Source organism: Synechococcus sp. H60.2 (assembly GCF_047462315.1).
In the GTDB taxonomy this organism is placed as follows: domain Bacteria; phylum Cyanobacteriota; class Cyanobacteriia; order Thermostichales; family Thermostichaceae; genus Thermostichus.
Genome location: NZ_JANSIZ010000048.1, coordinates 1 through 22255, shown reverse-complemented (window position 1 = coordinate 22255; position 22255 = coordinate 1). Strand labels below are relative to the sequence as shown.

20 protein-coding genes and 1 tRNA gene are annotated in these 22255 nt (G+C 60.8%); 7 read left to right on the top strand and 14 right to left on the bottom strand.

What is annotated here, in order from left to right; all coding sequences use genetic code 11:
- Positions 1 to 108 precede the first annotated feature (108 nt).
- The 5 genes from NW845_RS08790 to NW845_RS08770 form a co-directional block, all read right to left on the bottom strand.
- Positions 109 to 588 (bottom strand): peptidylprolyl isomerase, encoded by a 480-nt coding sequence (locus NW845_RS08790; protein ID WP_414372600.1) that lies wholly within the window; start codon positions 586 to 588, stop codon positions 109 to 111.
- Between the two features lie 241 nt (positions 589 to 829).
- On the bottom strand, positions 830 to 1285 hold the full coding sequence (locus tag NW845_RS08785) for a phosphate-starvation-inducible PsiE family protein (RefSeq protein ID WP_414378166.1): 456 nt from the start codon (positions 1283 to 1285) through the stop codon (positions 830 to 832).
- 40 nt (positions 1286 to 1325) lie between these two features.
- The gene (locus NW845_RS08780) at positions 1326 to 1493 is read right to left on the bottom strand and encodes a DUF2256 domain-containing protein (protein WP_414378163.1); all 168 of its coding nucleotides are present in this window, start codon (positions 1491 to 1493) and stop codon (positions 1326 to 1328) included.
- Positions 1494 to 1534: 41 nt separating this feature from the next.
- On the bottom strand, positions 1535 to 3169 hold the full coding sequence (locus tag NW845_RS08775) for a CTP synthase (RefSeq protein ID WP_414366368.1): 1635 nt from the start codon (positions 3167 to 3169) through the stop codon (positions 1535 to 1537).
- Between the two features lie 52 nt (positions 3170 to 3221).
- On the bottom strand, positions 3222 to 3731 hold the full coding sequence (locus tag NW845_RS08770; RefSeq protein ID WP_414366369.1) for a hypothetical protein: 510 nt from the start codon (positions 3729 to 3731) through the stop codon (positions 3222 to 3224).
- Between the two features lie 170 nt (positions 3732 to 3901).
- Here NW845_RS08770 and NW845_RS08765 point away from each other — a divergent pair, with 170 nt between their 5' ends.
- Both NW845_RS08765 and NW845_RS08760 read left to right on the top strand, forming a co-directional pair.
- The gene (locus NW845_RS08765; RefSeq protein WP_414378162.1) at positions 3902 to 4924 is read left to right on the top strand and encodes an aldo/keto reductase; all 1023 of its coding nucleotides are present in this window, start codon (positions 3902 to 3904) and stop codon (positions 4922 to 4924) included.
- 41 nt (positions 4925 to 4965) lie between these two features.
- Positions 4966 to 5709, top strand: coding sequence for an HAD family hydrolase (locus tag NW845_RS08760; RefSeq protein ID WP_414366372.1), 744 nt, complete (start codon positions 4966 to 4968; stop codon positions 5707 to 5709).
- Between the two features lie 8 nt (positions 5710 to 5717).
- On the opposite strand, the gene queA is transcribed toward NW845_RS08760, so the two are convergent.
- From queA to NW845_RS08740, 4 genes are all read right to left on the bottom strand, one after another.
- Positions 5718 to 6875 (bottom strand): tRNA preQ1(34) S-adenosylmethionine ribosyltransferase-isomerase QueA, encoded by a 1158-nt coding sequence (queA, locus tag NW845_RS08755; RefSeq protein WP_414378164.1) that lies wholly within the window; start codon positions 6873 to 6875, stop codon positions 5718 to 5720.
- Between the two features lie 152 nt (positions 6876 to 7027).
- A complete protein-coding gene (dcd, locus tag NW845_RS08750) occupies positions 7028 to 7621 on the bottom strand; it encodes a dCTP deaminase (RefSeq protein ID WP_414366375.1) in 594 nt (197 codons plus the stop codon).
- A 92-nt stretch (positions 7622 to 7713) separates the two neighbouring features.
- On the bottom strand, positions 7714 to 8337 hold the full coding sequence (locus NW845_RS08745; protein WP_414366376.1) for a cob(I)yrinic acid a,c-diamide adenosyltransferase: 624 nt from the start codon (positions 8335 to 8337) through the stop codon (positions 7714 to 7716).
- A gap of 1069 nt (positions 8338 to 9406) precedes the next feature.
- Positions 9407 to 10543, bottom strand: a complete 1137-nt coding sequence (locus NW845_RS08740) for a phosphodiester glycosidase family protein (protein WP_414378160.1) — start codon at positions 10541 to 10543, stop codon at positions 9407 to 9409.
- Between the two features lie 581 nt (positions 10544 to 11124).
- On the opposite strand from NW845_RS08740, the gene NW845_RS08735 reads away from it, so the two are divergent.
- Positions 11125 to 12051 (top strand): D-isomer specific 2-hydroxyacid dehydrogenase family protein, encoded by a 927-nt coding sequence (locus tag NW845_RS08735; RefSeq protein ID WP_414378159.1) that lies wholly within the window; start codon positions 11125 to 11127, stop codon positions 12049 to 12051.
- Between the two features lie 25 nt (positions 12052 to 12076).
- On the opposite strand, the gene NW845_RS08730 is transcribed toward NW845_RS08735, so the two are convergent.
- The 5 genes from NW845_RS08730 to NW845_RS08710 form a co-directional block, all read right to left on the bottom strand.
- Entirely contained in the window at positions 12077 to 13165 is a 1089-nt protein-coding gene (locus NW845_RS08730; protein WP_414365806.1) for an isocitrate/isopropylmalate dehydrogenase family protein, read from the bottom strand.
- 172 nt (positions 13166 to 13337) lie between these two features.
- Positions 13338 to 15764 (bottom strand): primosomal protein N', encoded by a 2427-nt coding sequence (gene priA, locus NW845_RS08725; protein WP_414378158.1) that lies wholly within the window; start codon positions 15762 to 15764, stop codon positions 13338 to 13340.
- Positions 15761 to 17278: a hypothetical protein gene (locus NW845_RS08720; RefSeq protein ID WP_414378157.1), complete on the bottom strand. Its 1518-nt coding sequence runs from the start codon at positions 17276 to 17278 to the stop codon at positions 15761 to 15763. The genes priA and NW845_RS08720 overlap by 4 nt, the downstream gene beginning before the upstream one ends.
- 437 nt (positions 17279 to 17715) lie before the next feature.
- A complete protein-coding gene (locus NW845_RS08715) occupies positions 17716 to 18036 on the bottom strand; it encodes a zinc ribbon domain-containing protein (RefSeq protein WP_414378155.1) in 321 nt (106 codons plus the stop codon).
- A 21-nt stretch (positions 18037 to 18057) separates the two neighbouring features.
- Positions 18058 to 18130: transfer RNA gene (locus tag NW845_RS08710), tRNA-Ala, on the bottom strand.
- A gap of 252 nt (positions 18131 to 18382) precedes the next feature.
- Here NW845_RS08710 and sppA point away from each other — a divergent pair.
- From sppA to pheA, 4 genes are all read left to right on the top strand, one after another.
- Positions 18383 to 19423 (top strand): signal peptide peptidase SppA, encoded by a 1041-nt coding sequence (gene sppA / locus NW845_RS08705; protein WP_414378153.1) that lies wholly within the window; start codon positions 18383 to 18385, stop codon positions 19421 to 19423.
- Positions 19424 to 19464: 41 nt separating this feature from the next.
- Positions 19465 to 20787 (top strand): alanine racemase, encoded by a 1323-nt coding sequence (gene alr / locus NW845_RS08700; RefSeq protein ID WP_414378151.1) that lies wholly within the window; start codon positions 19465 to 19467, stop codon positions 20785 to 20787.
- Between the two features lie 82 nt (positions 20788 to 20869).
- Positions 20870 to 21235 (top strand): late competence development ComFB family protein, encoded by a 366-nt coding sequence (locus tag NW845_RS08695; protein WP_414378149.1) that lies wholly within the window; start codon positions 20870 to 20872, stop codon positions 21233 to 21235.
- A gap of 9 nt (positions 21236 to 21244) precedes the next feature.
- On the top strand, positions 21245 to 22156 hold the full coding sequence (pheA, locus tag NW845_RS08690; protein WP_414378148.1) for a prephenate dehydratase: 912 nt from the start codon (positions 21245 to 21247) through the stop codon (positions 22154 to 22156).
- The last annotated feature ends 99 nt before the right edge of the window (positions 22157 to 22255 follow it).

Genomic DNA, 22255 nt, shown 5'->3' with positions numbered 1-22255 from the left:
GCAGAGGAAGAGACAAAAATCTCGCCGTAAAGCGGATGGGGAAACCCCACCCGCCTGCGCGGTGGGGTAGTTCATTTTAACCAAACTGTTTCGCCGGATTGGCCCAACCTAGTCTGATTCCGAGATGCGAACAGACTTGATCGCGACCGGATTCAGCGGGCGATCCTGAGGGCCTGTGGGCGCCGTGGCAATTTTATCCAACACGTCCTCCCCCTCGATCAGTTGGCCGAAGATCGTGTAGTTGGGCGGCAGCGGGTAGTCGGCATGCATAATGAAGAACTGGCTGCCATTGGTGTTGGGGCCAGCATTGGCCATGGCCAAAGTCCCTCGCGTGTAGGGGCGCCGCACCGGCTCATCGGGAAAGCGGTAGCCTGGCCCACCTCGACCTGTGCCAGTGGGATCCCCGCCCTGAATCATGAAACCCCGAATGACCCGGTGAAAGATGACGCCGTCGTAGAAATGATCCCGGGCCAAGAAGACAAAATTGTTGACAGCAAGGGGAGCTTCCTGCGGGAACAGCTCCAAAACCATCGTGCCGGCGGTGGTCTCCAGCGTGGCCGTGTAGGACTTGGCCGGGTCGATGACCATTGGCGGAGGACTGTTGTAGGTTTTCACGGTTTTGCCCAACTGTTGTGCTAGGAGCAAATCGTAAGAAGAATGCGGACGGGCCAGAGCGGGAAGAAAGCCAGATCCCACCCAAAGTAGCACCGCCAGCACAGCTAGCTTCAACAGGTGGGCAACCCCCGAGAGCACGCGCATCTCTCTTGCCAGAAAGCTCCGCCCCTATCCTATCAGGATTTGTCCAGGCCCGCCCTTCGCTCGACAGGGATCACGGTTTGGCTCGTCGCACCAGCCAGTAGCTGACGGAGAGGGCTAGCGTCGCTGCTGCCAGCCCAATGAGATCCAGGCCCCCCAGCTTCTCAAAATCGAAAATAATGATCTTGCGCGCCACTGCGATCAAAGAAGTCACAATCACCAGCTCTACCTGCACCACCTGCTTTTGCAAGTAGGCGGTAATGTTCTCCAGAATCTCCAGCGCAATCAAAACATTTAAAAAGAGGCCGAAGATCTCGATCAAAGTGGTAGAGAAAAAGCCAGTCGGCTCCTGCAGCAGATCAGCCACCAGGAAGCGGGCCAAATCCACCACGGCCACCCCAATCAGCCCGATCATCAAGATGGAAAGCAGCTTCGAGATCAGACTTTCTAGGCGGGTAATGGCCCGCAGAAAGGGATCCTCCTCCTCCGCTTCGTGGGGATTGTGCAGCAACCACTTGAGAAACCGCATCGACAACCCTTCCCCCTCCGTCAGGATCCCAGTATCCGCCCTAGGCATCAGCCGGAAGAGATCCCTTGGAGCGATGGTTGCGACACCGCTCAGAACAGTATTTCACCTCCGACCAGCAGTCGGCCCACTTCTTGCGCCAGGTAAAGGGCCTGCCGCAGGTGAGGCAGATTTTGCTTGGCAAATCCGACTTCTTCCGGTGGCGGGGCATAGCGCGCTGGAAACGACAACTCTTGAATCAACCCCAATGCCCTAGCCTGTGTTCTGCAACTGCAAGGCTTGCGGCCGGGAACGGCTGCGCAGGGCGGCTTCAATCAGCCCCAAAAAGAGGGGATGGGGGCGATTGGGGCGGGAGCGAAACTCGGGATGGAACTGGGTGGCAATGAAAAAGGGGTGGCTGGGCAGCTCAATGATTTCCACCAGGCGGTTATCGGGCGAGACGCCGCTGATGACGTAGCCGGAGTCCAAGAACAGGCTGCGGTAGGCGTTGTTGAACTCGTAGCGATGGCGGTGGCGCTCGTAGATGATGGCCTCGCCGTAGAGCTTGGCCGCCAGGGTGTCAGGCAGAATGCGGCAGGGGTAGAGGCCCAGGCGCAGGGTTCCCCCCAAGTGCTCCACATCTTTCTGCTCTGGCAACAGGCTGATGACGGGGTGGGGGGTGTCGGGATCAAACTCGTAGCTGTTGGCCCGCTCTAGACCGGCAATGTGGCATCCCCAGTCGATCACCGCACACTGCATGCCCAGGCACAGCCCTAGGAAGGGGATGCCTTGCTCGCGCACGTAGCGGATGGTGGCTACCTTACCCTCGATGCCGCGGCTACCAAACCCCCCCGGCACCACCACGCCGTCCACACCGGCCAGCAGGGCTGCCGGCCCCCGCTCCTCAACTTCTTCAGAAGAGATCCAGCGCAAGGTAACGCCGGCATTGAGGGCCAGGCCTGCATGGCGCAGGGCTTCCGCCACTGAGAGGTAGGCATCGGTGAGGCGCACGTATTTGCCGACAATGGCAATTTCTACCCGCTCTTGAGGGTGGTGCAGCCGCTGCACCAAGAGCTCCCACTCGCGCAGATCCGGCTGCTGCGGATCCAAGTTGAGGATCTGCAAAACCCGCTGGGCCAAACCCTCTTGCTCCAGCACCAAAGGCACATCGTAGATGCTGGGGGCATCCTGGGCCTGGATGACACATTCCACCGGCACGTCGCAAAACTCAGAGATCTTCTCCTTGAGGCCGCGGGGCAGGGGCTGCTCACAGCGGCACACCAACACGTCCGGCTGAATCCCGATCGAGCGCAGCTCCTTGACCGAGTGCTGGGTGGGCTTGGTTTTCATCTCCCCCGCCGCCCTGATGAGAGGCACCAGGGTCACGTGCACGTAGGCCACGTTGGCTCGGCCCACGTCTTTGCGAAATTGGCGGATGGCCTCCAAAAAGGGCAGCGACTCGATGTCCCCCACCGTGCCCCCCACCTCCACCAGCACCACGTCGGGGTTGGTCTCGCGGGCTACCCGCCGGATGCGCTCTTTGATCTCCTGCGTAACATGCGGGATCACCTGCACTGTGCTGCCCTGGTAGTCGCCCCGCCGCTCCTTGTAGATCACCGCCTGGTAAATGGCGCCGGTGGTAACGTTGTTGAGCTTGGACATGTTGGTGTCGGTGAAGCGCTCGTAGTGGCCCAAGTCCAAGTCGGTCTCGGCGCCGTCGTCGGTGACGAACACTTCCCCGTGTTGGTAGGGGCTCATGGTGCCGGGATCCACGTTGATGTAGGGATCCAGCTTTAAAATCGACACAGTGTAGTTGCGGGACTTGAGCAGACGCCCCAGGCTGGCCGCCACAATCCCCTTGCCAATGCTGGAGACCACTCCGCCAGTGATGAAGACAAACTTGGTCATCTCCCGCATCCCTTGCCCTCTTTTGATTATGCCAGGGATGGCGGGGATCCCATTAGCGCAGAGAACGGATGGGGCCGTTGTAGAGGATGGTGGTCTGGAAGGTGCGCCGATCCACCCGCACCTGGGTTTCGATGCTGGGCTGAGTAAAGCCAGGCTCGCCGCCTCGGAAGGTGAAGATCCAGGCATCTGCGAACTCTTCAAACGGTGCATCGATGGCTGCCCCGTGCATAGAGGCCTCAGCGCGGTAGCGCTGCAAGCCCCCGTTGGCAATTTCAGCCGCTTGGCGGGCTAAGTTCTTGGCCCGGTTGAGATCGCGGAAGTAGCGGCTAATCTCCTCAAAAGTCCCCGTCGGCAGCGGCCTTGGCCGGGGGGATGTCGTCGGTACAGGCCGGGGATCCGGCACAATCGGCAAGGTGGGAATATCCTGGCTGGGGGGCAGCGGGATAGGAGTTCGGGAAGTTTCTGGAAAAAGGGGCGTGATCACCTGTGCCTGCACAGACAGCAGGGATCCCCAGATCAGAACGCTGCCCCCGGCCAGGCAGAGAGGGAAAATGGACTTCATTGGGCCATTCCGGTGGGAATTTTTCAATCCCCACTCTACTGAGCCTCTAGTTAGAAAAGTAGAGGCAAAAGCCCGGCCTCCTTTTCCACCAGCAGCTAGGCGCAACCGGCTTTGTCTTCTCCCGGCGCCTGTTAGCATCCTGAAACCGGATCCTCTTTGCAGAAGTTGCCATGGAGTTTGTCACGCTTGCCGAGACAGGTCTAAAACTTAGCCGCGTGGGGTTGGGCACCTGGAGCATGACCGGGGATTGGTGGGGGCCAGCAGACCCTGAGGAGGCCTATGCCACCCTCCGCAAGGCTATTGACCTAGGTATTACCCTCTTTGACACAGCCCCGGCCTATGGCCGCGGCCTTTCGGAAACGCTTTTGGGACGGGCCATCCGCGATGCCGGCTGCCGGGATCGCGTGGTCATTGCCACCAAGGCCGGCCTGCAGTGGACTAACGGCAAGGTGGTGCGCAACTGCAGCCTAAGTTGGCTAGCTCAGGATCTGGAAAACTCCCTTCGCCGCCTGCAGACGGAGGTGATTGACATCTACCAGGTGCATTGGCCAGATCCCCTAGAACCTTTGGAGGAAACGGCCGCCTTTTTCTGCCGCCTGCTGCAGGAGGGCAAGATCCGTGCCATTGGGGTAAGCAACTTTTCTCCTCAGCAGATGGAGCGCTTTCGCCAGGTGGCTCCCCTGCACACCGTCCAGCCGCCCTATAACCTGTTTGAGCGCCAGATTGAGGCGGACGTTCTGCCCTACTGTCGGGCTAACGGCATTGCTACGCTGATCTACAGTCCCCTCTGCCGGGGACTGTTGGGGGGACGGCTGACGCCCCAAACCAAGTTTCCGCCTGGGGATCTGCGCGGCGGCATCGATCCCAAGTTCGTGGAACCTCGCTACTCCCAGTACTTGCAAGCAGTAGAAGAGCTGAGCCAGCTGGCACGGGAGCGCTACGGCAAAACCCTGCCTCAGTTGGCCGTGCGCTGGCTCTTGGATCAGCCGGGAGTGAGTGCAATCCTGTGGGGAGCGCGCAAGCGCCAGCAGTTGGATGACCTAGCCGGAGTTTGGGGCTGGTCGCTGGAGGCGGAGGCAAGGCAGGCCATCGACGAGATCCTGCACAGGCATGTTCCCGAACCCATTCCCCCCAGCTTCATGGCTCCTCCTGCCCGCGCAAGGATCCCAGCTTCTCGGAATTGTTCAGAGTGATCCTAAGGATCAAGCAAGAGAAGGGCGGAAGAGGTTCTCCTATGGCGCTGCAAGGGGTGATCCTAAGCTGGAGCGGCATAGTGGCCGACGATGAGGGGCTGCACCTCTCCGCCATCAACCAGGTGCTGCTGGAGGAGAACTTGCGTCCCTGGGATCTAGGATCCCCTGCCCAAAAGGAGCTCTACCGGCTGCACTACCTAGGCCGATCCGATCGGGAACGCCTGCCCGCCCTTTGGCAAGCCCAGGGACGGGTGCTCAGCCCCAAGCAGCGAGAAGAGTTGCTGCACCGCAAGGCCCTGTACTACCGGCAGGCGTTGCAGGAGCAGAAGGGATCCCTTCTTGTCCCCGGCTTGGTGGAGACTCTAGAGAGGCTGGAGCGGCTGCAGCTCAAGGTGGGCCTAGTGAGCGGCCACGCTGCTGCTGAGGTGGAGGCCTTTCTAGAACGCTTCCCCTGTCCGCTCCTGGCCCAGCTGACCGACCATTTCCGGTACCGTGTGACCGGCGAGGAGATGGATCCTGACCTGGGTTCAGGGCAGCTGCACCGTCTGCTCCTAGAGCGGATGGGGCTCTCCCCTCAGGAGTGCCTGAGCTTTGAAGCCACCTACGCCGGCATGCAAGCAGCTCGCTCCCAAGGGATCCCGGTCTTGGCCCTGGCCACTTTCTTTCCTTTACACATGCTGCAGCGGCGGGCCAACTGGGCAGTGGATGGCTACCCCCAAGTGGAATGGGAGCGCCTCCAGAGGTGGTTTGCCACTGGCCAAGACCGGCCTGCCCAAGCCGCCTGAGGATCCCCTTAGGGCAGGATCAGCATGCCGTCCCCAAAAGAATAGAAGCGATAGTCTTGCTCAATGGCCTCTTGGTAGAGATCCAGTAGCCTCTGCCGCCCAATCAGCGCTGCCACCAGCATCATCAGGCTGGAGCGGGGCAGGTGGAAGTTGGTGATTAGGCCCTGCACCACCCGCCAGCAGTAGCCAGGGTAGATGAAGAGGTCGCTCTTCCCCTGCCAGGGCTGTAGGGTGCCGGAGAGGGCTGCCGTTTCCAGCGCCCGCACCACGGTTGTTCCCACGGCAATCACCCGCCTTCCCTGCGCTTGGGCTGCCCGAACGGCAGCTACTGTTTCCGCCGGCACCTTGAGCCACTCGCTGTGCAAGTGGTGGTCAGTGACTCGTTCTGCCTCCACGGGGCGGAAGGTGCCCAGGCCAATGTTCAGGGTGATGAAAGCGGTTTGGATCCCCTTTTGGGCCAGGCGCTCCAAGAGCTGGGGGGTAAAGTGCAGGCCGGCGGTGGGGGCGGCCACCGAGCCTGGCTGCCTAGCCCAAACAGTTTGATAGTCTTCGGGTCGGACTCCTGCCTCCGCCGGATTAAGGGTGTGGGCAGCCTTGATGTAAGGGGGAAGCGGGATCCGCCCCACCCGCTCCAAGATCTTCTCAAAGGGATCCGCTCCTTCCCAGGTAAACCGCATCACCCGGCCACCAGTCTCCGCATCCACAGCAAGTACTGTGCCCATCAGTTCTGCCGGGGATCCCTGCTGATCCCAAAACCGGATCTGATCCCCTACCTTGACCCGCTTGCCTGGTCTAACCAAGACCCGCCAGATCTGCTCCTGCTGGAAGGTGTTAGCTGGGATCCCTGGCAACTCAGGCTCCAGCAGCAAAACCTCTACCCGTGCCCCAAAAGAGTCTTTTTCCGGCAAGACCTTGGCTCCCCACAGCCGGGCCGGGATCACCTTGGTGTCGTTGAGAACCAGCAGATCCCCGCTCTGCAGGTAGTCAGGCAGGTCGCAGAAGCGGCGGTGCTCATGCCTATCTGGGTACACCACCAGCATCCGCGCCTGATCCCGCGGCTCCACAGGGGTTTGGGCAATCCGGTCGGGAGGAAGGATGTAATCGTAGGAAGCGGTAAGCCAATCTGGATTATGCTCACCGGGGCTGCCAGGAGAAGTAGCCGCCAAAGAAGGATCGTTTAAAGAGCTCTGCACTACTACCGCAACAGGTTAAAAGGGGATCCCCGGCCATTCAGTATAGCCCCCCGGCTCCCCCTTGCCCATCCGCCGGGTTTTACCGTGGTCTTATCCCCTTCTCTGCCGAGAGGGAAGCAAGTCAACTAAACCTTGGCCACCACCACCTGCTGCGGCTGATCTTGGTACTTGCCCTGGCGGTCAGCGTAGGTAGTCTGGCAGGGATCCCCTTCCAAGAAGAGAAGCTGCACCACCCCTTCATTGGCATACACGCGGCAGTCGGCGCTAGAAGCGTTGGAGAACTCCAGGGTGAGATAGCCCCGCCACCCCGCCTCGGCTGGGGTCAGATTGGCAATCAGCCCTACCCGTGCATAGGAGGACTTGCCGATGCAGATGACAGTGATGTTGTCCGGAACTTGCAGCCGTTCTAGGGAGACACCCAGCCCGTAGGAGTGGGCAGGAATGATGAAGTAATCCCCCATCTCATCGTGGTGCAGCTCCACCGCCTCCAGGTTCTTGGGGTTAAACCGCTTGGGATCCACCACTGTGCCGGGCACGTGGCGGAAGATCTTGAACTCCACCGGCGACAGGCGAATGTCGTAGCCGTAGGAAGAGAGCCCATAGCTCAAGACGGGCCGCGTCTGGCCGTTCCACTCCACGCGACGCACCAGCTCAGGGCAAAATGGCTCGATCATCCCCCGCTGCGCTTGCTCGTAGATCCAGCGGTCGTTTTTTAACATGGCTGCAACAGGCTGCCCGACAGGCCAGAGAGTTTGGGAAAGAGAGCGCAGTCACTGATGGCAAAGCTAAGAGCTGCTGACCCGCGAGGGATCTATTCTCGGCGGGGGCCGCCCTCTGGAGAAGGAGGAGTGAGGACTGGATCCCGCCGTTGGCGTAGCTGGGTGATCAGATCTGCGCGTTCCAGGAGAGAATCCGGCATCTCTGGCCCGGTGATGACTATGTCCATCCAGACTGGGCGCTGATCGATCAAATCCAGCACCTGCGCCTCCGGGATCAAGCCCAGCCTGATGGCCAGGCCCAACTCGTCCAGCACCACCAAGCCATAACGGCCACTCCTGACCGCCTCCTGGGTAAATTGCCACAGCTCATCCAGAGCCCGCCGCTCCTCTGGCTCCAGGTGAGGCGTATCGATGCAGCGGTGCAGACGACAGCGGGCCCACTCCAGAGAGCTGCCCAGCAAAAGACGATTTTCTGGCCCCTGGTTGATCCCACCCTTGAGAAATTGCACGATCAACACCCGCGTCCCCTGGCCAGCCAAGCGCAGCGCCTGAGCCATCACAGGCGTGAACATACCCCGGCTGGGATGGGTGTAGAGCTGCAGGGATCCCTGGGGGATCAACTGGGTGGAGAAGGCTCCATCCCTCTGCAGGAAACGGTCGTGAGCGGCAGGCTGCTTAACCCGGGCCGCAGGAACAGCATCCTTGGGGGAGGGCATAGGATTCGGAGAGGCAGTGCAAACCACGGCTTGATCTCGCAAGTGGGTTAAGGAACTAGGCCCTAGGTTCACAGGGCCTACAAGTGGTGGAGAGCATTGGCTATGGATTCCATGAAACACCACCTGTGCGTATCCGTCAACGAGTTGGTTTTGCTTCTGGCCGGCATACAAATCTTCTCAAATAGAGTGACAGAAAACACAATCCTTGCCCATCCTAGCTTTTTGGCACAAGAGGCAGGAGCCCAAAAGAAAAGCTTTTGAACAAAATCTTAATTAACGTTCAAGTCCAAACAAAAATCTGAGTGTAGAGGTATTTTACTTAAGCACAAAAGTATCTTATAAAAATGCAAGCAAGGAATCAATGTTTTCCGAATGAGATGAGCTCTTGCAAACAGGAATACCGATATCGGCGGCCTGGCCACCAGATGGCGGCGAAGCTCTGCTCATCTCAAAAGCCTTGCCCAGCGGGGGATCTATTCGGCTAGGAGCCGGAGAGCCCCCCATATTGTCTCGACTTCACTTTGGAAAAAGTGTGACTGCAAGTCCAAAAACTTAAACTTAATTTCTAACTTCGAAAGCGACGAAATGCAAATCCATTAATTGCCTTCATCAAAAACAACTTATCAACGATATTTTTTGAGAAGGGACGCAAAGAATTATGTAACCTCTATATCCTGGAACTATTTTTCGCCAAGTTATCTCTTCAATTATTTTTCTGGTCGATCTCAAGGCTAATTTTTTGTTCTCAGTTTAATCTCTATTTCTATCACGAGAAATAGGCATTGGCCATTCAGTTTGGATCCCACGTAAGGCTAACTTATACAAGCTCTAGAGCCTTGGGTTCTGAGATTGGCGGGATCCCGTTGTGCAACTGGAGCCGAGTCCTTCCTCTGGGGGTGAGGGGAGATCTTTGTTCTTGAGAAGTCTTCTCCTGCCGAGGGTAGATGCAAACCTAGAGTAAGCCTGATCCCTCATTCAAGCAGCCAGGAAGCCTGGGGATCCCACTCTCGATCCCTGGAAAGGACTTTTCTCTGTCCCGCCGCTAGAAAAGGTGGGCTTCGGTTCTCCATCACCGACTTGGACTGGGGAAAAACCCTAGGCCGTTGTGAACTCGGGGTGTGCGTTGTTCTGGGTGTCGGTGTTGCAAATTGACGGTTTCTCCCCCCAGCACCAAGGTGGAAGCATTGCCCCCATCCAAGTTCAGGGCATGGCGACAGCCCAATTGCTGCATCAACTGCGCCATCTCCAGCAGGGTGAGCCCTTGATTTTCCTGGGCATTGCCGGCGGTCACCCACAGCAAATGTCCGTTGTCCAGTTGACCGACGGCACTGCGGGCAGCCCGTTGGCGGCGGAAGAGGGGTTGAAATCCCTCTAATTGTGCATCCAGAACCACTTGGCCGTCCAAGAGCAAGAGCGGCCCTGCCCCTAGCATGTGGGGGTAGGCGGCCAGCTCTGGCGGATCCACAGTCCAGCTCAACTTGAGGCGATCCCCCGCGATCAGTTTGCCGGCTTCCAGGGCACCTTCCAGACCCCGCGCTGCCAATACGTAGCCGTTGGGAGGGATCGGCACCGTCAAACTACCGGCCAGGCCTGCCGGCAGAATGTCTTGCACCTGATCCTGCCGCACCATCAGGAGCATTTCACCATCCGTTTGGGTAGTGTAGGTGGATCCCCAATCAGGGGTGTACTGGGCAACTCCGGGCAGGATGTAGCCACTGTTGATGCCCACCAGCGGGATCCGATCCCCAAGGTCGTTGCGCAGCTCTGCCTGCATCTGCAAACGGGCAAAGCGCACGGATTGCCCTGCCGTCCCATCCGACCAAGCGATGACCCCACGGCCTAAGATGGGGCTGGAGATCCAGCGGCCATCCCGACGAATGGCTCCCAGCGGCTGGCAGGTGTTGCGATTGAAAAAACCGCCGTTGATGGCCGCCACGGCTCCCTGTTCAGGGCCAAAGGAAGACAGCTCCCCCAGACCCACCAAACTGGCAGGATTGGCCCAGATGGGGCGCAGTTGGCCCGCTGTAAGGGAAATGACCACGATGGCAACCGGGATCCGATCGTCCCCAATCCAGATTTCCTCTTGGTACAAAGGGATCCCCTGCACCACCCGCACAGGCTGCCAGTCGAGGAGCGTCTGGGCAGGGGCAACCGGGCTGTTGAGCAGGAGGAGAGTCGCTCCCACAGCGGCCAAGGTTTTAGGCAAAGCAACCCTCTTCACCAGCCCCTCTCGTTGCTGCTCTAGCCTCTTGGAGCTAAGTCGCTTCAAACCAGATTAAGACACTTTGCCACTCACCTGAGCGCTCCAGGCTGCTATAGGCGACCACCCCCGGCCCCTCTCCCAGAGGGAGCTGCCCTCACCCCCGGCCCCTCTCCCTGAGGGAGAGGGGAGTTAGGGTGGTGCGTTCGCGACAGCGTTGTATAGCAATAACAACGTAGAGAAACGTTTTTTTTGCTATTTGATTTTGCTATTTGATAACGACTACTCCTCCAGCCGACGACACTGGTGATAGCCCCTATCCGCCGGCGGCAAAGGTGGCCATCAAAATTAAAGAGAGCAAAATGCCCGGAAAGAGCAGCAGCACCAAGGTTAAAAACTCAGAAAGGCTCATGACAGCACAAAGAACAACAACCGAGGGCACCAGTCCCCAACCTAGCGATTCCGGCAGTCCTTCCCATCCTCCCTTTGGGATCCCTTAACAGTTGCCGTCGATGGCCGACCCTTGAGGCTTTTCCCCTTCTGCCGGCGATATCCTGGCAAAGGGAAAGTCTTCTTCAAGCGCTCCGATGGGCATCCAAGGCAGGCGTATTGCCGTCGAACCTGGGGATCTGCGTCCTTGGCTGCAAGAGGCCGTTTTGGCAGGGGGTGGTGAGCTGGTGCCGTTGGCCGAAGCGGAGGCGCTGGTGTGGGCAGATGCCTTTGACGTGCCCAAGCTCAAGCAGTGTCTTGCCGAAGGAAAGGGGATCCGCTGGGTGCAGTTGCCCTGGGCAGGGGTGGAACCTTTTGCCCAGGCAGGGGTTTTGGATCCCGCCTATGTGTGGACCTGCGGTAAGGGGGTGTACGCTCAGGCGGTGGCCGAACATGCCCTGGCCCTCACCTTGGCCGGCCTGCGGGATCTGAAAAGCCGTGCTTTGGCTCAGACTTGGCAGGCGGGATCCGGCACCAGCCTCTGGGGCAGCCGCGTAGTCATCTTCGGGGCGGGGGGCATTGCCCAGGCGCTGATCCAGTTGTTACAGCCTTTCCGGTGCTCCGTTGACGTGGTGCGGCGCAGGGCGGATCCCTTGCCAGGAGCCAGCCGGGTGGTGACGCTGGCAGAGCGGCAGGCGGTGCTGGCAGGGGCGGATGTGGTGATCCTGGCCTTGGCCCTCACCCCGGAAACAGAGGGGATCATCGGCCGGCGGGAGCTGGAGCAGATGGGATCCCAGTGTTGGCTGGTGAATGTGGCAAGAGGCAAACACATCGTGACCCCCGACTTGGTGGCCGCTCTGCAACAGGGGGTGATTCGCGGGGCCGCCTTGGATGTCACGGATCCTGAGCCCTTGCCGGCTGGGCATCCCCTCTGGAGCTTGCCCAATTGCCTCATTACCCCCCACACAGCCATTACCGATGCCATGATTGTCCCGGCCTTGTCCGAGCGGGTGCGGGAAAATGTGCGCCGCTTTCGGCTGGGGGAACCTTTGCTGGGGGTGGTGGATCCGGTTTTGGGCTATTGAGCCCTCACCCCTTGAGAGAGGGGAGCTAGGACTCGCGGGGGGCCATCTCTTGCACGCGAGCGGCGATGGCCTCAGCCATCTCTTGCGTGCCGACGGGATCCCCTTGCGCCAGGTCATAGGTGACGTATTTGCCTTCGGCAATGACCGACCGCACTGCCGCTTCTACCCTCGCGGCGGCTTCCCGCTCGCCCAGGTAGCGCAGCATCATGGCCCCGGAGAGGATAAGGGCAGAGGGGTTGACCTTGTTTTGGCCGGCATACTTGGGCGCCGAGCCGTGGATGGCCTCAAAAACCGCAATGCCATCCCCGATGTTGGCCCCTGGCGCCACCCCCAGCCCGCCGATCATGCCGGCGCACAAGTCGGAGATGATGTCCCCGTAAAGGTTGGTGAGCACCAGCACATCGTAGAGCTGCGGCTTCTGCATCAATTGCATACACATGTTGTCCACGATGCGATCTTCAAACTCGATGTCGGGGTACTCCTGGGCCACCTCCCGCGCCACCTGCAAAAACAGGCCGTCGGTAAACTTCATGATGTTGGCTTTGTGAACAGCCGTTACCTTTTTGCGGCCGTTTTGGCGGGCATATTCAAAAGCAAACTTGACAATGCGGCGGCTGCCAAACTCTGAGATGGGTTTGATGCCAAGAGCAGATCCCTCGCGGATGAACTTGCCGGAAAGACGCATCATCTCTTCGCGAGCGTGGGCTGCTTCGGGGGTGCCTCGCTCGAACTCAATCCCAGCGTAGAGATCCTCGGTGTTTTCCCGCACCACCACCAAATCCACGTCTGGAAAAGGGCTTTTGACACCAGGGATGGACTTGGCCGGACGCAGGTTGGCGTAGAGGTCTAGCTCTTTGCGGATGGCCACATTCACCGAGCGAAAGCCGGTGCCCACGGGGGTGCCGATGGGCCCTTTGATAGCCAGCTTGGTTTCTCGGATCGACTCCAGCACCTGCGGCGGCAGAGGGGTGCCGTACTTTTCGATTACCTCTACTCCTGCCTCCACCGGGATCCACTCCAACTCAACCCCGGTGGCCTCCAAAACCGTGGTCATCGCCTTGGTTACTTCCGGGCCGATGCCATCGCCGGGGATCAACGTTACACGATAGGCCACAAATCCTTCTCCTCCCAGGATTGACACTGGTAGCCTGACCGGGATCCCGCCCAGCGCCGGACTTCAAGCCCGTTGGGGATCCCTAAGCTGAAACGAAGCTTAAACGACTATAGAACAGGTTGGAGCCATCAGGCGTCAGGGCAAACTCAATGCCTCTCCAGAACTGCCACCCCTAGAGAATCCGCAGCGGATCCACATCGAGACTGACGCGGATCCCTTGAGGGAGGTGTCCAAGGGCGCTGTGCAGGTGGGCATCGATCTGGGCGCGATCCCAGGGCTGATCGGGAAGTTGTTTGAGCAGGATCTGCCAGCGGTAGCGGCCGGCAACCCGCTCCACTTGGGCCGGCCCTGGCCCCAACACCTCCGCCGGGATCCCTTGCAGACGTGTGGCCACCCGCTCGCAATAGCGCTCTAGCGCTTCCAGGCGGGTGCTGCTTAGGCGAATTAAAATCAAAGCCCGATAGGGGGGATAGCCCCCTTCCTGGCGTTGGCGCAGCTCGGCTTGCAAAAACCCTTCGTAGTCGTGGGTCAGCACGGCCCGCAAAATCGGGTGCTCCGGCAGATAGGTCTGGATGATCGCCTGGCCTGGCAAGGATCCCCGTCCTGAGCGGCCCGCCACCTGGGTCAGGAGCTGAAAGGTGCGCTCGCCAGCGCGGTAGTCAGGTTGGTGCAACAGCCCGTCGGCGGCCATCACCCCCACCAGCGTCACCTGGGGCATATCCAGCCCCTTGGTAAGCATCTGGGTGCCCACCAGCACCTGCGCTTGGCCACTGCGAAACTGCTCCAGCAAGTCCCGGTGGGATCCCTTGCGGCGAGTGGCGTCGCTGTCGTAGCGCAGGATCCCTAGCTGCGGCCAGTGCTGCTGCAGCACCTCCACCACCTTCTGGGTGCCAGTGCCGAAGTGCTTGAGGTAGGGCGAGCCACAGGCAGGGCAGCGCTGGGGGTGGGGTTGGCGGGCGCCGCAGTAGTGACAGCGCAGCTCTTGCCCGCCCTCCACGTGAAAGGTGAGGGAGACGTCGCAATGGGCGCAGGTGAGGACAAAGCCGCAACTGCGACAGAGGACAAAGGTGCTGTAGCCGCGGCGGGGAACAAAGAGGATGGCCTGTTCCCCCCTGTCCAGCGTCTCCTGCAGAGCTTGTTGCAGGCGGCGGCTGAGAATGCTGCGGTTACCGGCCTGAAGTTCCTGGCGCATGTCCACCAGCTCCACCTCGGGCAGGGTGGCCGGGATCCCCGCCTGGGGGATGCGCTGCGGCAAAGAGAGGCGAACCCAGCGCTGCGGATCCTGCAGGTGGGCGGCGTAGGTTTCCACCGCCGGTGTGGCGCTGCCCAAAACCAAGGGACAGCTGGCCAGCTCGGCCCGCCACTCCGCCACCTGACGGGCGTGGTAACAGGGCTGGGGCTGATCCTGCTTGAAGCTGTCATCGTGCTCCTCGTCCAAAACAATCAGGCCGAGATTGGCCAAAGGGGCAAACACCGCCGAGCGGGTGCCGATCACCACCTGGGGAGCAGAGACCAACATCTGCCGCCAGAGGTCGTAGCGCTCCCCTGCCGAGAGGCCGCTGTGGTAGGTCCACACGCGGGATCCCAGCCGCGCCCGAAAGCGATCCGTCAGTTGCGGGGTAAGGCCAATCTCCGGCACCAGCACCAAGGCCGACCGCCCCTGCTGTAGCACCTGGGCAATGACTTGTAGGTAGACCTCCGTCTTGCCAGAGCCGGTGACCCCGTGCAGCAGAAAGCGTTGGTTTTGCCCCAGCGCTTGGCAAATGGCCGCCACTGCCTCGGCCTGGGCGGGCGTCAGAGACTTGGGCCAATCTTTCTCCACAGGCCGGTCGGCCTCCCCCAGCCGCAGCAGAGGTCGCTCGTAGAGGTGCACCCGGCCTTTGCGGGCCAGGCTCTGCAACACCGACCGGCTCACCCCTGCCAGACGCTCCCACTCGACCAGCAGCAGCTCCCCCCCCTTTTGCTTGAGGATCTGCAGCGCCTTCTGCTGGGGCAAGCTCAGCCCCTCCAGCGACTCCTCCACTAGGGTGGCTGCCTGTTGGGTTTTCACCCTGCCCCCCTGCTGCTCCTGCCAGAAGCTCTCCACCCAACCCCGCCGCTGCAGCTCCCGCAGAGCCACCTCGGCGCCAGGCACCTGCTGCTGGAGGTAACGCCAAGACAGCTCCCCCCCCTTCTCCTGGAGCAGCCGCAGCAGAGCCTGGGCAGCCGGCGAACATTCCCCGCGCGGGGATCCCACCAGGCGGATTCGCCGCTGGGAGCGGCTCAGCAAGCCCGGCGGCAAAACAGTGCGCACCACCTGGGCCAGGGGGGTGAGGTAGTAGTCGGCTACCCGCTGCAGCAGCGGCCAGAACTCCTTGGGCAGGATCCCTTTGGCCACCACCGCTTCAATCTCCCGCACCGACTGGGGATCCACTCCTGTCGGCAGCTCCGAGCGCCAACCCAGCGCCAGCGCCCCCGCCACCTGTGGACCAAAGGGAACGCTGAGGAGATCGCCCGCTTCTGGCTCCCATCCCTCTGGCACGCGATAGGTGAAGCAGCCCCCCAAGTGGGGATGATCCACCCACACCTCCAGCCAGCGGGGAGGAGCAGGATCCCTCACGGTCGAGGCAAAAACCGCGGCAGATCCACTGCCCGCTTATCGGGGCGAGCCGGCAAAGGCCGGGACTGTTCGCGTAAGCGGGACGGAGTCCATAGCCCAGACTTGGGCTTGGCGGCCTGGAGTGAGGCGAGAGACTCAGACCGTGTTGGCATGTCGGCAGTATTGGGATCCGCTGCACCAGCGCGAGGTGGGATGTCTAGTCCCTTGCGCTCCAAAGCCGTCTTCAGGCTGAGCAGGTGCATCTGCTGCTGCTCGTACTTCTCTCTCAGGGAGCGGTTTTCTTCGGAGAGGGCGGCGCGTTCCGCCTGCAAGGCCCTCACCTGCCCCTCCAAGGCCTCTGTTTGCTCCTGCAGATGGGTGACAGCGATCTGGGCAGAGCGCAATTGCGATTGCCAGGTGGGTTGGTCGGCAAGCTGGGCCAGAGCTGCTTGGAGCCGCTGCTCCAGATCACCAAGGCGCTGCTGGGCCTGGGCGTACTGTTCCTCCAGACGGCGGTGCTCCTGCTGCCAATGGGCAATTTCCGCCTGCGCTTGGGAGAGGGCAGCTTGCAGCGCTTCGACCTGGGCTTGCCACTGCTGTTGCTGCTCCTGGGAGTCGTGACGCCATTGCTCTTGCTGAGCTTGCAAAGCAGCCAGCTGCGCCTGGGCATCGGCCAGGGCCGCTTCCAATTCCTGACGTTGTTCCTGCCAGCGCTGCTCCGCTTCCGCCTCTGTCTCGGCATAGCCCGCCAGACGCGCCTCGAGATGTTCCCGCTGTTCTTGCCAGGCTGCCTGTTGGTCGTTGTACAGAGCCCGCAGGCTGTTCAGCTCCGCCTGGGTTTCGGCAATTTGGGTGCGGGCCAACGAAAGCTCTGCCTTGAAACGCTGTAACATCTCCACCCGTTTTTCCGCCAGGTCTTGCGCTTCCAGCAGAGAAGCCTGGAGCTCCTGCTGACGGTGTTCCCACTGACGGCGCTCCTGGGCATGGGCCAGCCGCAGCTGCTCGATCTGCTCCTGTAAGGCTTCGATGTCTTGGCGCTGCCGCTCGTTGAGGCGTTGCCGCGCCGCCAGCTGAACTTCCTGCTCCGAGAGCTGAACCTTTTGCTCTGCCAAAGTTTGTTGCAACTGGCGCAGGGCGTGTTCCCGCTCCTGCAGCGTCTTTTCTTGCTCAGCCACCTTCTGGCGTAGAACCCGGCATTCCGCTTCCAAAGCAGCGTCTGCAGGCGTTTGGGCTTTCAATTGCAAGAGCTCTATCTGCTGTTGCTGCTTGCGAGACTGCAGTTCCCTCTCGGCCAGTTGAGTGCGCAGCGCCTGCACTTCGGCTTGTAGCTTTTCCTGAAGGATAAGCCGTTCTTGCAGCTCTGCTTCGACTTTAAGCAGCCGTGACTCCAACTGCTGCCGCTGCCTCAGGGCCAACTGCCGCTCTGGATTGGGATCCGGTTCCGTTCGCGTCAGCGGGACGGAGTCCTTGGCCGACTGGCCAGCTTGAGCCTCGAGAAAGGTAGGATCCGAGTCACCTGAGGAGGAAGCACGCATAGGTTGAAGCGAAGATGAAGATGGGGAGGTACAGGATAAAGTTCCCTGCAGTATAGAGAAGTTTTCCGGTGGGTTCAAGCTGGGGAATGGATCTTGTAAGGTCTCTTTCCGATTCCTCTCCGCCCGCCCTGGGGTGACATCGAGGCTTGTTGGCCGCACCTCTCGTCTTGGGGGCTCCGCATCAGGGAGTTGAGCTGGCAGCGGAACATCTGTTTGGCCATTTTTTCGCCGCGGAGCGTGCACGCGACGAGAAGACGTCTCCCTCCCCCCAGAGGTAAACTCCGGCCCGTGGTTGCCTTGAGAGCTTGCCACGATTGCCCCCTTTCTTCACCCACGACACCCCTACCACTGCTGGAGATCCCTACAGACCGCCCCCACCAATAGTTTGCACCATTTTTTATTGGCACCATATAATTCGGCGGTGTTTGAAGGCGTCTTTATCCAACGGCGGGGGCCCTTCGCCCAGGGATCGGCGTAGGTCTCCAAGGGATTGAGGCAGCGTCAGGCTGAATGGATCGACGCTTTGAGGTTCTGATACAGTCACGCTGAACACCGCTGTTCGCGACAGCGGGACGGAGTCCCCACAGGATGGCGACATCCCGCAACGCCCTGAGGAAGATCCCCAGAGCTCCATTCCAATCCCGCGGCAAGGTGTGTTTGCACACGGGACACCGGAACACCCGGCTGCCTTGCAGCCCAGAGTAGACAGAGCCGCACCTAGTGCAGGTCTGGCTGGTGTAGGCCTCGGAAACGTCCACCACCGTCTGCTATCAGACCAATGGAGCTTAGCGGACTCGAACCGCTGACCCCTTCAATGCCATTGAAGTGCTCTACCAACTGAGCTAAAGCCCCAGTCGCAGCTTTCTGGCAAGAGCGTGGGCAAGCGACTTATGCCTGCTCTAGGCTGCAATTTTAGCCTGTAGAAGCTGCTTTGGCGGTGAAGAGTACGGGAATCCATCCTAAATAGACAGGAGATCCTTGTCAAGAGTTGGGTTAGAGCGTCCAATGACGAAAGTGGGTAGAGCAGGGATCCACCTGGCTCCTGCCCTCTGCCGCAGGAGCTTGCCGGGTGATAGAACGGAGTCAGTAACGGTTGGAGGGCTTGTGACCCAGGGATCTCAGCTTGACCGCATTTTGGCCGCTTCCTTGCTGGTGGTCTGCCTGATTGCGGCTGTTATTGGCGGCACACGACCTGCCGCAGAGTCGGTTCGGGGTGGCGTCGGGCTAGAGGCCCCCCGAGGGGCAAATCGCATTGAGGTGGTCACCATCGAGGGAACGATCGGAGGCCCGCGGGGCTCGACTTTGGTGGGTTTGCCAACTTCTCCTTTGGATCAGCTGCGGGAAGCCATCGAGGATCGCGCCGTTAAGGCCGTGTTGCTGCGCATCAACAGTCCTGGGGGAGCCGTGGGATCCAGCCAGGAACTCTACCGCGCCGTCACGGCCCTGCGGGAGGCCGGTAAGCCGGTGATCGCTGTCATGGAGGACGTTGCCGCCAGCGGCGGCTACTACGTGGCCAGTGCTGCCGACAAGATCTACGCCAACCCAGGTACTCTGACCGGCAGCATAGGGGTAATCATTAGCGGCCTTAACTTTGGCAAGTTGCTCGAGAACTACGGCGTAGAGCCGCAGACCTTCAAAACCGGCGAGTACAAAGACATTCTTTCCCCTTTCCGCGCTGCTACCCCCCAGGAACAACGTCTGCTGCAAGAGCTGGTCGAGGACACTCTCGACCAGTTTGTTCGCGATGTGGCCCGTGGGCGCCAACGCTTGCCGGAAAAAGGCGCAGAGGCGGTGCTGGATGCAGAGATGATCGCGCGGCGGCAGAGTCTGGATGAGGCCCGCGTGCGCCAGTTGGCTGATGGGCGCCTCTTTACTGGGGCCCAGGCGGTGGAGCTGGGCCTGGTGGATGCCTTGGGAGGATATACCGAAGCCGTGGAGGATCTGCGGCGGATGACGGGGGATCCCTCTTTGTCGCCGGCAACGGCGAGAGATCCGTTCCAACGCGCCCTGCAGCGGCTCTTGAGCCAAGGATTGCCTCCGCAAGGGCAAAATCTCTGGCTGGCCCGACTGTTGGGAAGCAACGAGGTGGCCGGGATCCCGGAAGTGCCGCTGCTGTGGATGGCGCCCGGCTGGACTTTGCGCTAAACCTGACAGTGATGAATAGGCTTGGTGTGAGGGGTGAAGCTGTGGATCAAGAATTGTCCACGCCGGACGGCGCTTCTGCGCTGGCGGCGGCCGTGCATAGCCCTCTGGCCACGGCGTTTGCCCCGTGGACCCAGAGCGATGCCCTAGGCCAGGGATCCCAGGGGGCGGATCCCGTTGGCGAGACGGGGTTCTGGCCGGATTGCAACCCAGAGCGGGAGCTGCTGACCAGCCGGGCATGGGTGGAAATTGACGCGGCCCAATTGCGAGAAAATCTGCGTCTGTTGCAGACCCGCCTGGGCCCAAATGTGGAGATCTGGGCAGTGGTCAAGGCCAATGCCTATGGCCATGGAGCTCGCTTGCTGGCTCCCCTGCTGGTGGCTGCCGGCGCCAAGGGGCTGTGTGTGGCCACCCTGTCAGAAGGGATCGAGCTGCGCCAGGCAGGCCTCCAGGCTCCCATCCTGGTCTTGGGTGCTTTGAATACCTGGGCCGAGCTGCAGCAGGCCATGGCTGCACGGCTGGAGGTTAGCCTTACCCGGGCCGAGCAAATTCCCCTGCTGCGCCAGGTGGCCCGTTGGGCTGGGCGCCCTGTCCCCGTCCACCTCAACGTGGATACAGGCATGACGCGCTTGGGGATCCCTTGGCAGGAGGCTGCCGCCGTGTGGGGGCAGATCTGCCGGATCCCCGAGCTGGAAGGCTGTAGCCTATTTTCCCACTTCGCAACAGCAGATGAGCCCGATTCTCCGGTGATGGCCCAGCAAGAGGCCCGCTTTGCCCAGGTGGTGGAGCAGATCCGCCAGGCCGGGGATTCCTTGCCCCCCCTGCATCTGGATAACTCCGCCGGCGCCCTCACCCGTCTTCACTACTCCCGCGTGCGGCTGGGGTTGGCCCTCTATGGCTTGTCTCCTGCCCCGCACCTGCAGGTGCCGGGGTTGCGGCCGATCCTGCGCCTTAAAGCGCGGCTGACCCACATCCAAACCGTACCCGCCCACACCGGCGTCAGCTACGGGCATTGCTACATTACCTCTCGCCCCAGTCGTATTGCCACCCTAGCCATCGGCTATGCCGATGGGATCCCCCGGCGGCTTTCCGGCTGGCTGCGGGGGTGGGTGCGCGGCGGCCTCATCCAGCAGGTGGGCATGATCACGATGGATCAGTGCATGTGGGATGTAACCGAGAGGCCGGATATTCAGGTGGGCGATGTGGTGGAGCTGCTGGGCCCTCACGTAGAGAGGATGGGCTTATCCATCCAGGATTGGGCCGAACAGGTGGGCACCATTTCCTACGAACTGCTGTGTGGGCTTTCTGCCCGCCTGCCGAGGATACTCGTCAACGAAGGGGCCGCTAGCAGTAGCCCTGTTTGCTGAGCTGGGTACGCTAGAGGGTAGGAGATCCTGGCTGGAAGAGAGGCGGGGACAATTCGCCATCGGCAATGGAAAGGAGGCAGCCATGGAGGCACGCAAACCCCTAAGGAGGCTGGAAAATCAAATGGAGCGAGCCGTCCTCGAAGCCGTAAACGAGATGCTCCTGCTGGAAAGCCAGCAGCGCTACTGCTCCTGCGAAAGATTCTGTCACGATGCAGCCGCCCTGGCCCTCAACAACCTCCCACCTCGCTACGCCACCAGCTTTGAAGGCTCCATCTCCACTCTGGAAGCTATCCAAGCGGATCAAGAGCTGCAGAGGCAAATTCGCCTGGAGGTGGCGAAGGCGCTGGACAGGGTGGCGGCCAATCCCCGCTGTCCAGAGCCTGACTGCCCGCTGCTACAGAGCGATGCTGAGACGGTAGAGTTAGAGCTAGCTCCCAGTGATACCTGACTTCGAGGAATGGCTGCAAGCGTCTCCCCTGTGCCCGTGGCCTTTCTAGGCCCTGCCGGAACCTATACGGAGTTGGCCGCTCTGCTGGCCTGTCCTGAGCAGCCCCACCTCCACAGCCAGGGATCCCATCCTCTGGAGCCCTACCCCACCATTGGCGCCTGCTTGTCAGCGGTGGCTACTGGCCAGCAAGAATGGGCGGTGGTGCCGGTGGAAAACTCCGTCGAGGGCGGGGTCTCGATGACCTTGGATGCCCTCTGGCAACTGGAGGGGCTGAGCATTCGCCAGGCGCTGATCCTGCCAATCCGTCATGCCCTCATCGGCTGTGCCTCCCGGCTGGAGCAGATCGAGCAGGTCTATTCCCATCCCCAAGCCTTGGCCCAATGTCAGGCGTGGCTGCGATCCCATCTGCCCCAGGCCACCTTGATCCCGACCCGCTCGACCACCGAAGAATTGGATCGGCTGCGAGCACAGCCCAACGCTGCCGTCGTTGCCTCAGAGCGGGCCGCTGAGCTCTACCAACTGCCGGTCTTGGCCTGTCCCATCAACGACCACCCGGATAATTGCACCCGCTTTTGGGTGGTGGGCCGCCGTGGATCCTCACCGGGGGGATCCCATACTTCCTTGGCCTTCAGCCTGCCCCACAATGTGCCGGGGGCGCTGCTAAAGCCGCTGCAAGTCTTTGCGGAGCGGGGCCTCAATATGTCGCGTATCGAGTCGCGCCCCACCAAAAAATCGGCGGGTACCTATGTCTTTTTTGTCGATCTGGAGAACCCAGTTGGCCAGCCCTACCTGGATGCAGAGGTGATCGCTGCCCTGGAAGGGATCGCAGAAACCCTGAAGCTTTTCGGCAGCTACCCCGTCCATGACCTCTGCAAGCCGAGCGAGTGTCATCCCTCCCAAAGCCTTTCCCCCGCCTCCTAGACCCAGATTCAGACCTCTCTCTTATACACAACACCGATCCCACAAGACTAGGCATGATCCCGTATGCCGTCTTCAGCATGAAAAAAAAATAAGGGAGTG

Bases quoted from the DNA above. Each gene is read 5' to 3' on its own strand.
- pheA (WP_414378148.1), top strand. From the start codon at position 21,245: ATGGCTGCAAGCGTCTCCCCTGTGCCCGTGGCCTTTCTAGGCCCTGCC.
- NW845_RS08770 (WP_414366369.1), bottom strand. From the start codon at position 3,731: ATGAAGTCCATTTTCCCTCTCTGCCTGGCCGGGGGCAGCGTTCTGATC.
- NW845_RS08790 (WP_414372600.1), bottom strand. From the start codon at position 588: ATGGTCATCGACCCGGCCAAGTCCTACACGGCCACGCTGGAGACCACC.
- NW845_RS08780 (WP_414378163.1), bottom strand. From the start codon at position 1,493: ATGCCCCGCCACCGGAAGAAGTCGGATTTGCCAAGCAAAATCTGCCTC.
- NW845_RS08735 (WP_414378159.1), top strand. From the start codon at position 11,125: ATGGGCATCCAAGGCAGGCGTATTGCCGTCGAACCTGGGGATCTGCGT.
- dcd (WP_414366375.1), bottom strand. From the start codon at position 7,621: ATGTTAAAAAACGACCGCTGGATCTACGAGCAAGCGCAGCGGGGGATG.
- NW845_RS08765 (WP_414378162.1), top strand. From the start codon at position 3,902: ATGGAGTTTGTCACGCTTGCCGAGACAGGTCTAAAACTTAGCCGCGTG.
- NW845_RS08760 (WP_414366372.1), top strand. From the start codon at position 4,966: ATGGCGCTGCAAGGGGTGATCCTAAGCTGGAGCGGCATAGTGGCCGAC.
- NW845_RS08785 (WP_414378166.1), bottom strand. From the start codon at position 1,285: ATGCGGTTTCTCAAGTGGTTGCTGCACAATCCCCACGAAGCGGAGGAG.
- NW845_RS08720 (WP_414378157.1), bottom strand. From the start codon at position 17,278: ATGCGTGCTTCCTCCTCAGGTGACTCGGATCCTACCTTTCTCGAGGCT.
- NW845_RS08775 (WP_414366368.1), bottom strand. From the start codon at position 3,169: ATGACCAAGTTTGTCTTCATCACTGGCGGAGTGGTCTCCAGCATTGGC.
- NW845_RS08745 (WP_414366376.1), bottom strand. From the start codon at position 8,337: ATGCCCTCCCCCAAGGATGCTGTTCCTGCGGCCCGGGTTAAGCAGCCT.
- NW845_RS08695 (WP_414378149.1), top strand. From the start codon at position 20,870: ATGGAGGCACGCAAACCCCTAAGGAGGCTGGAAAATCAAATGGAGCGA.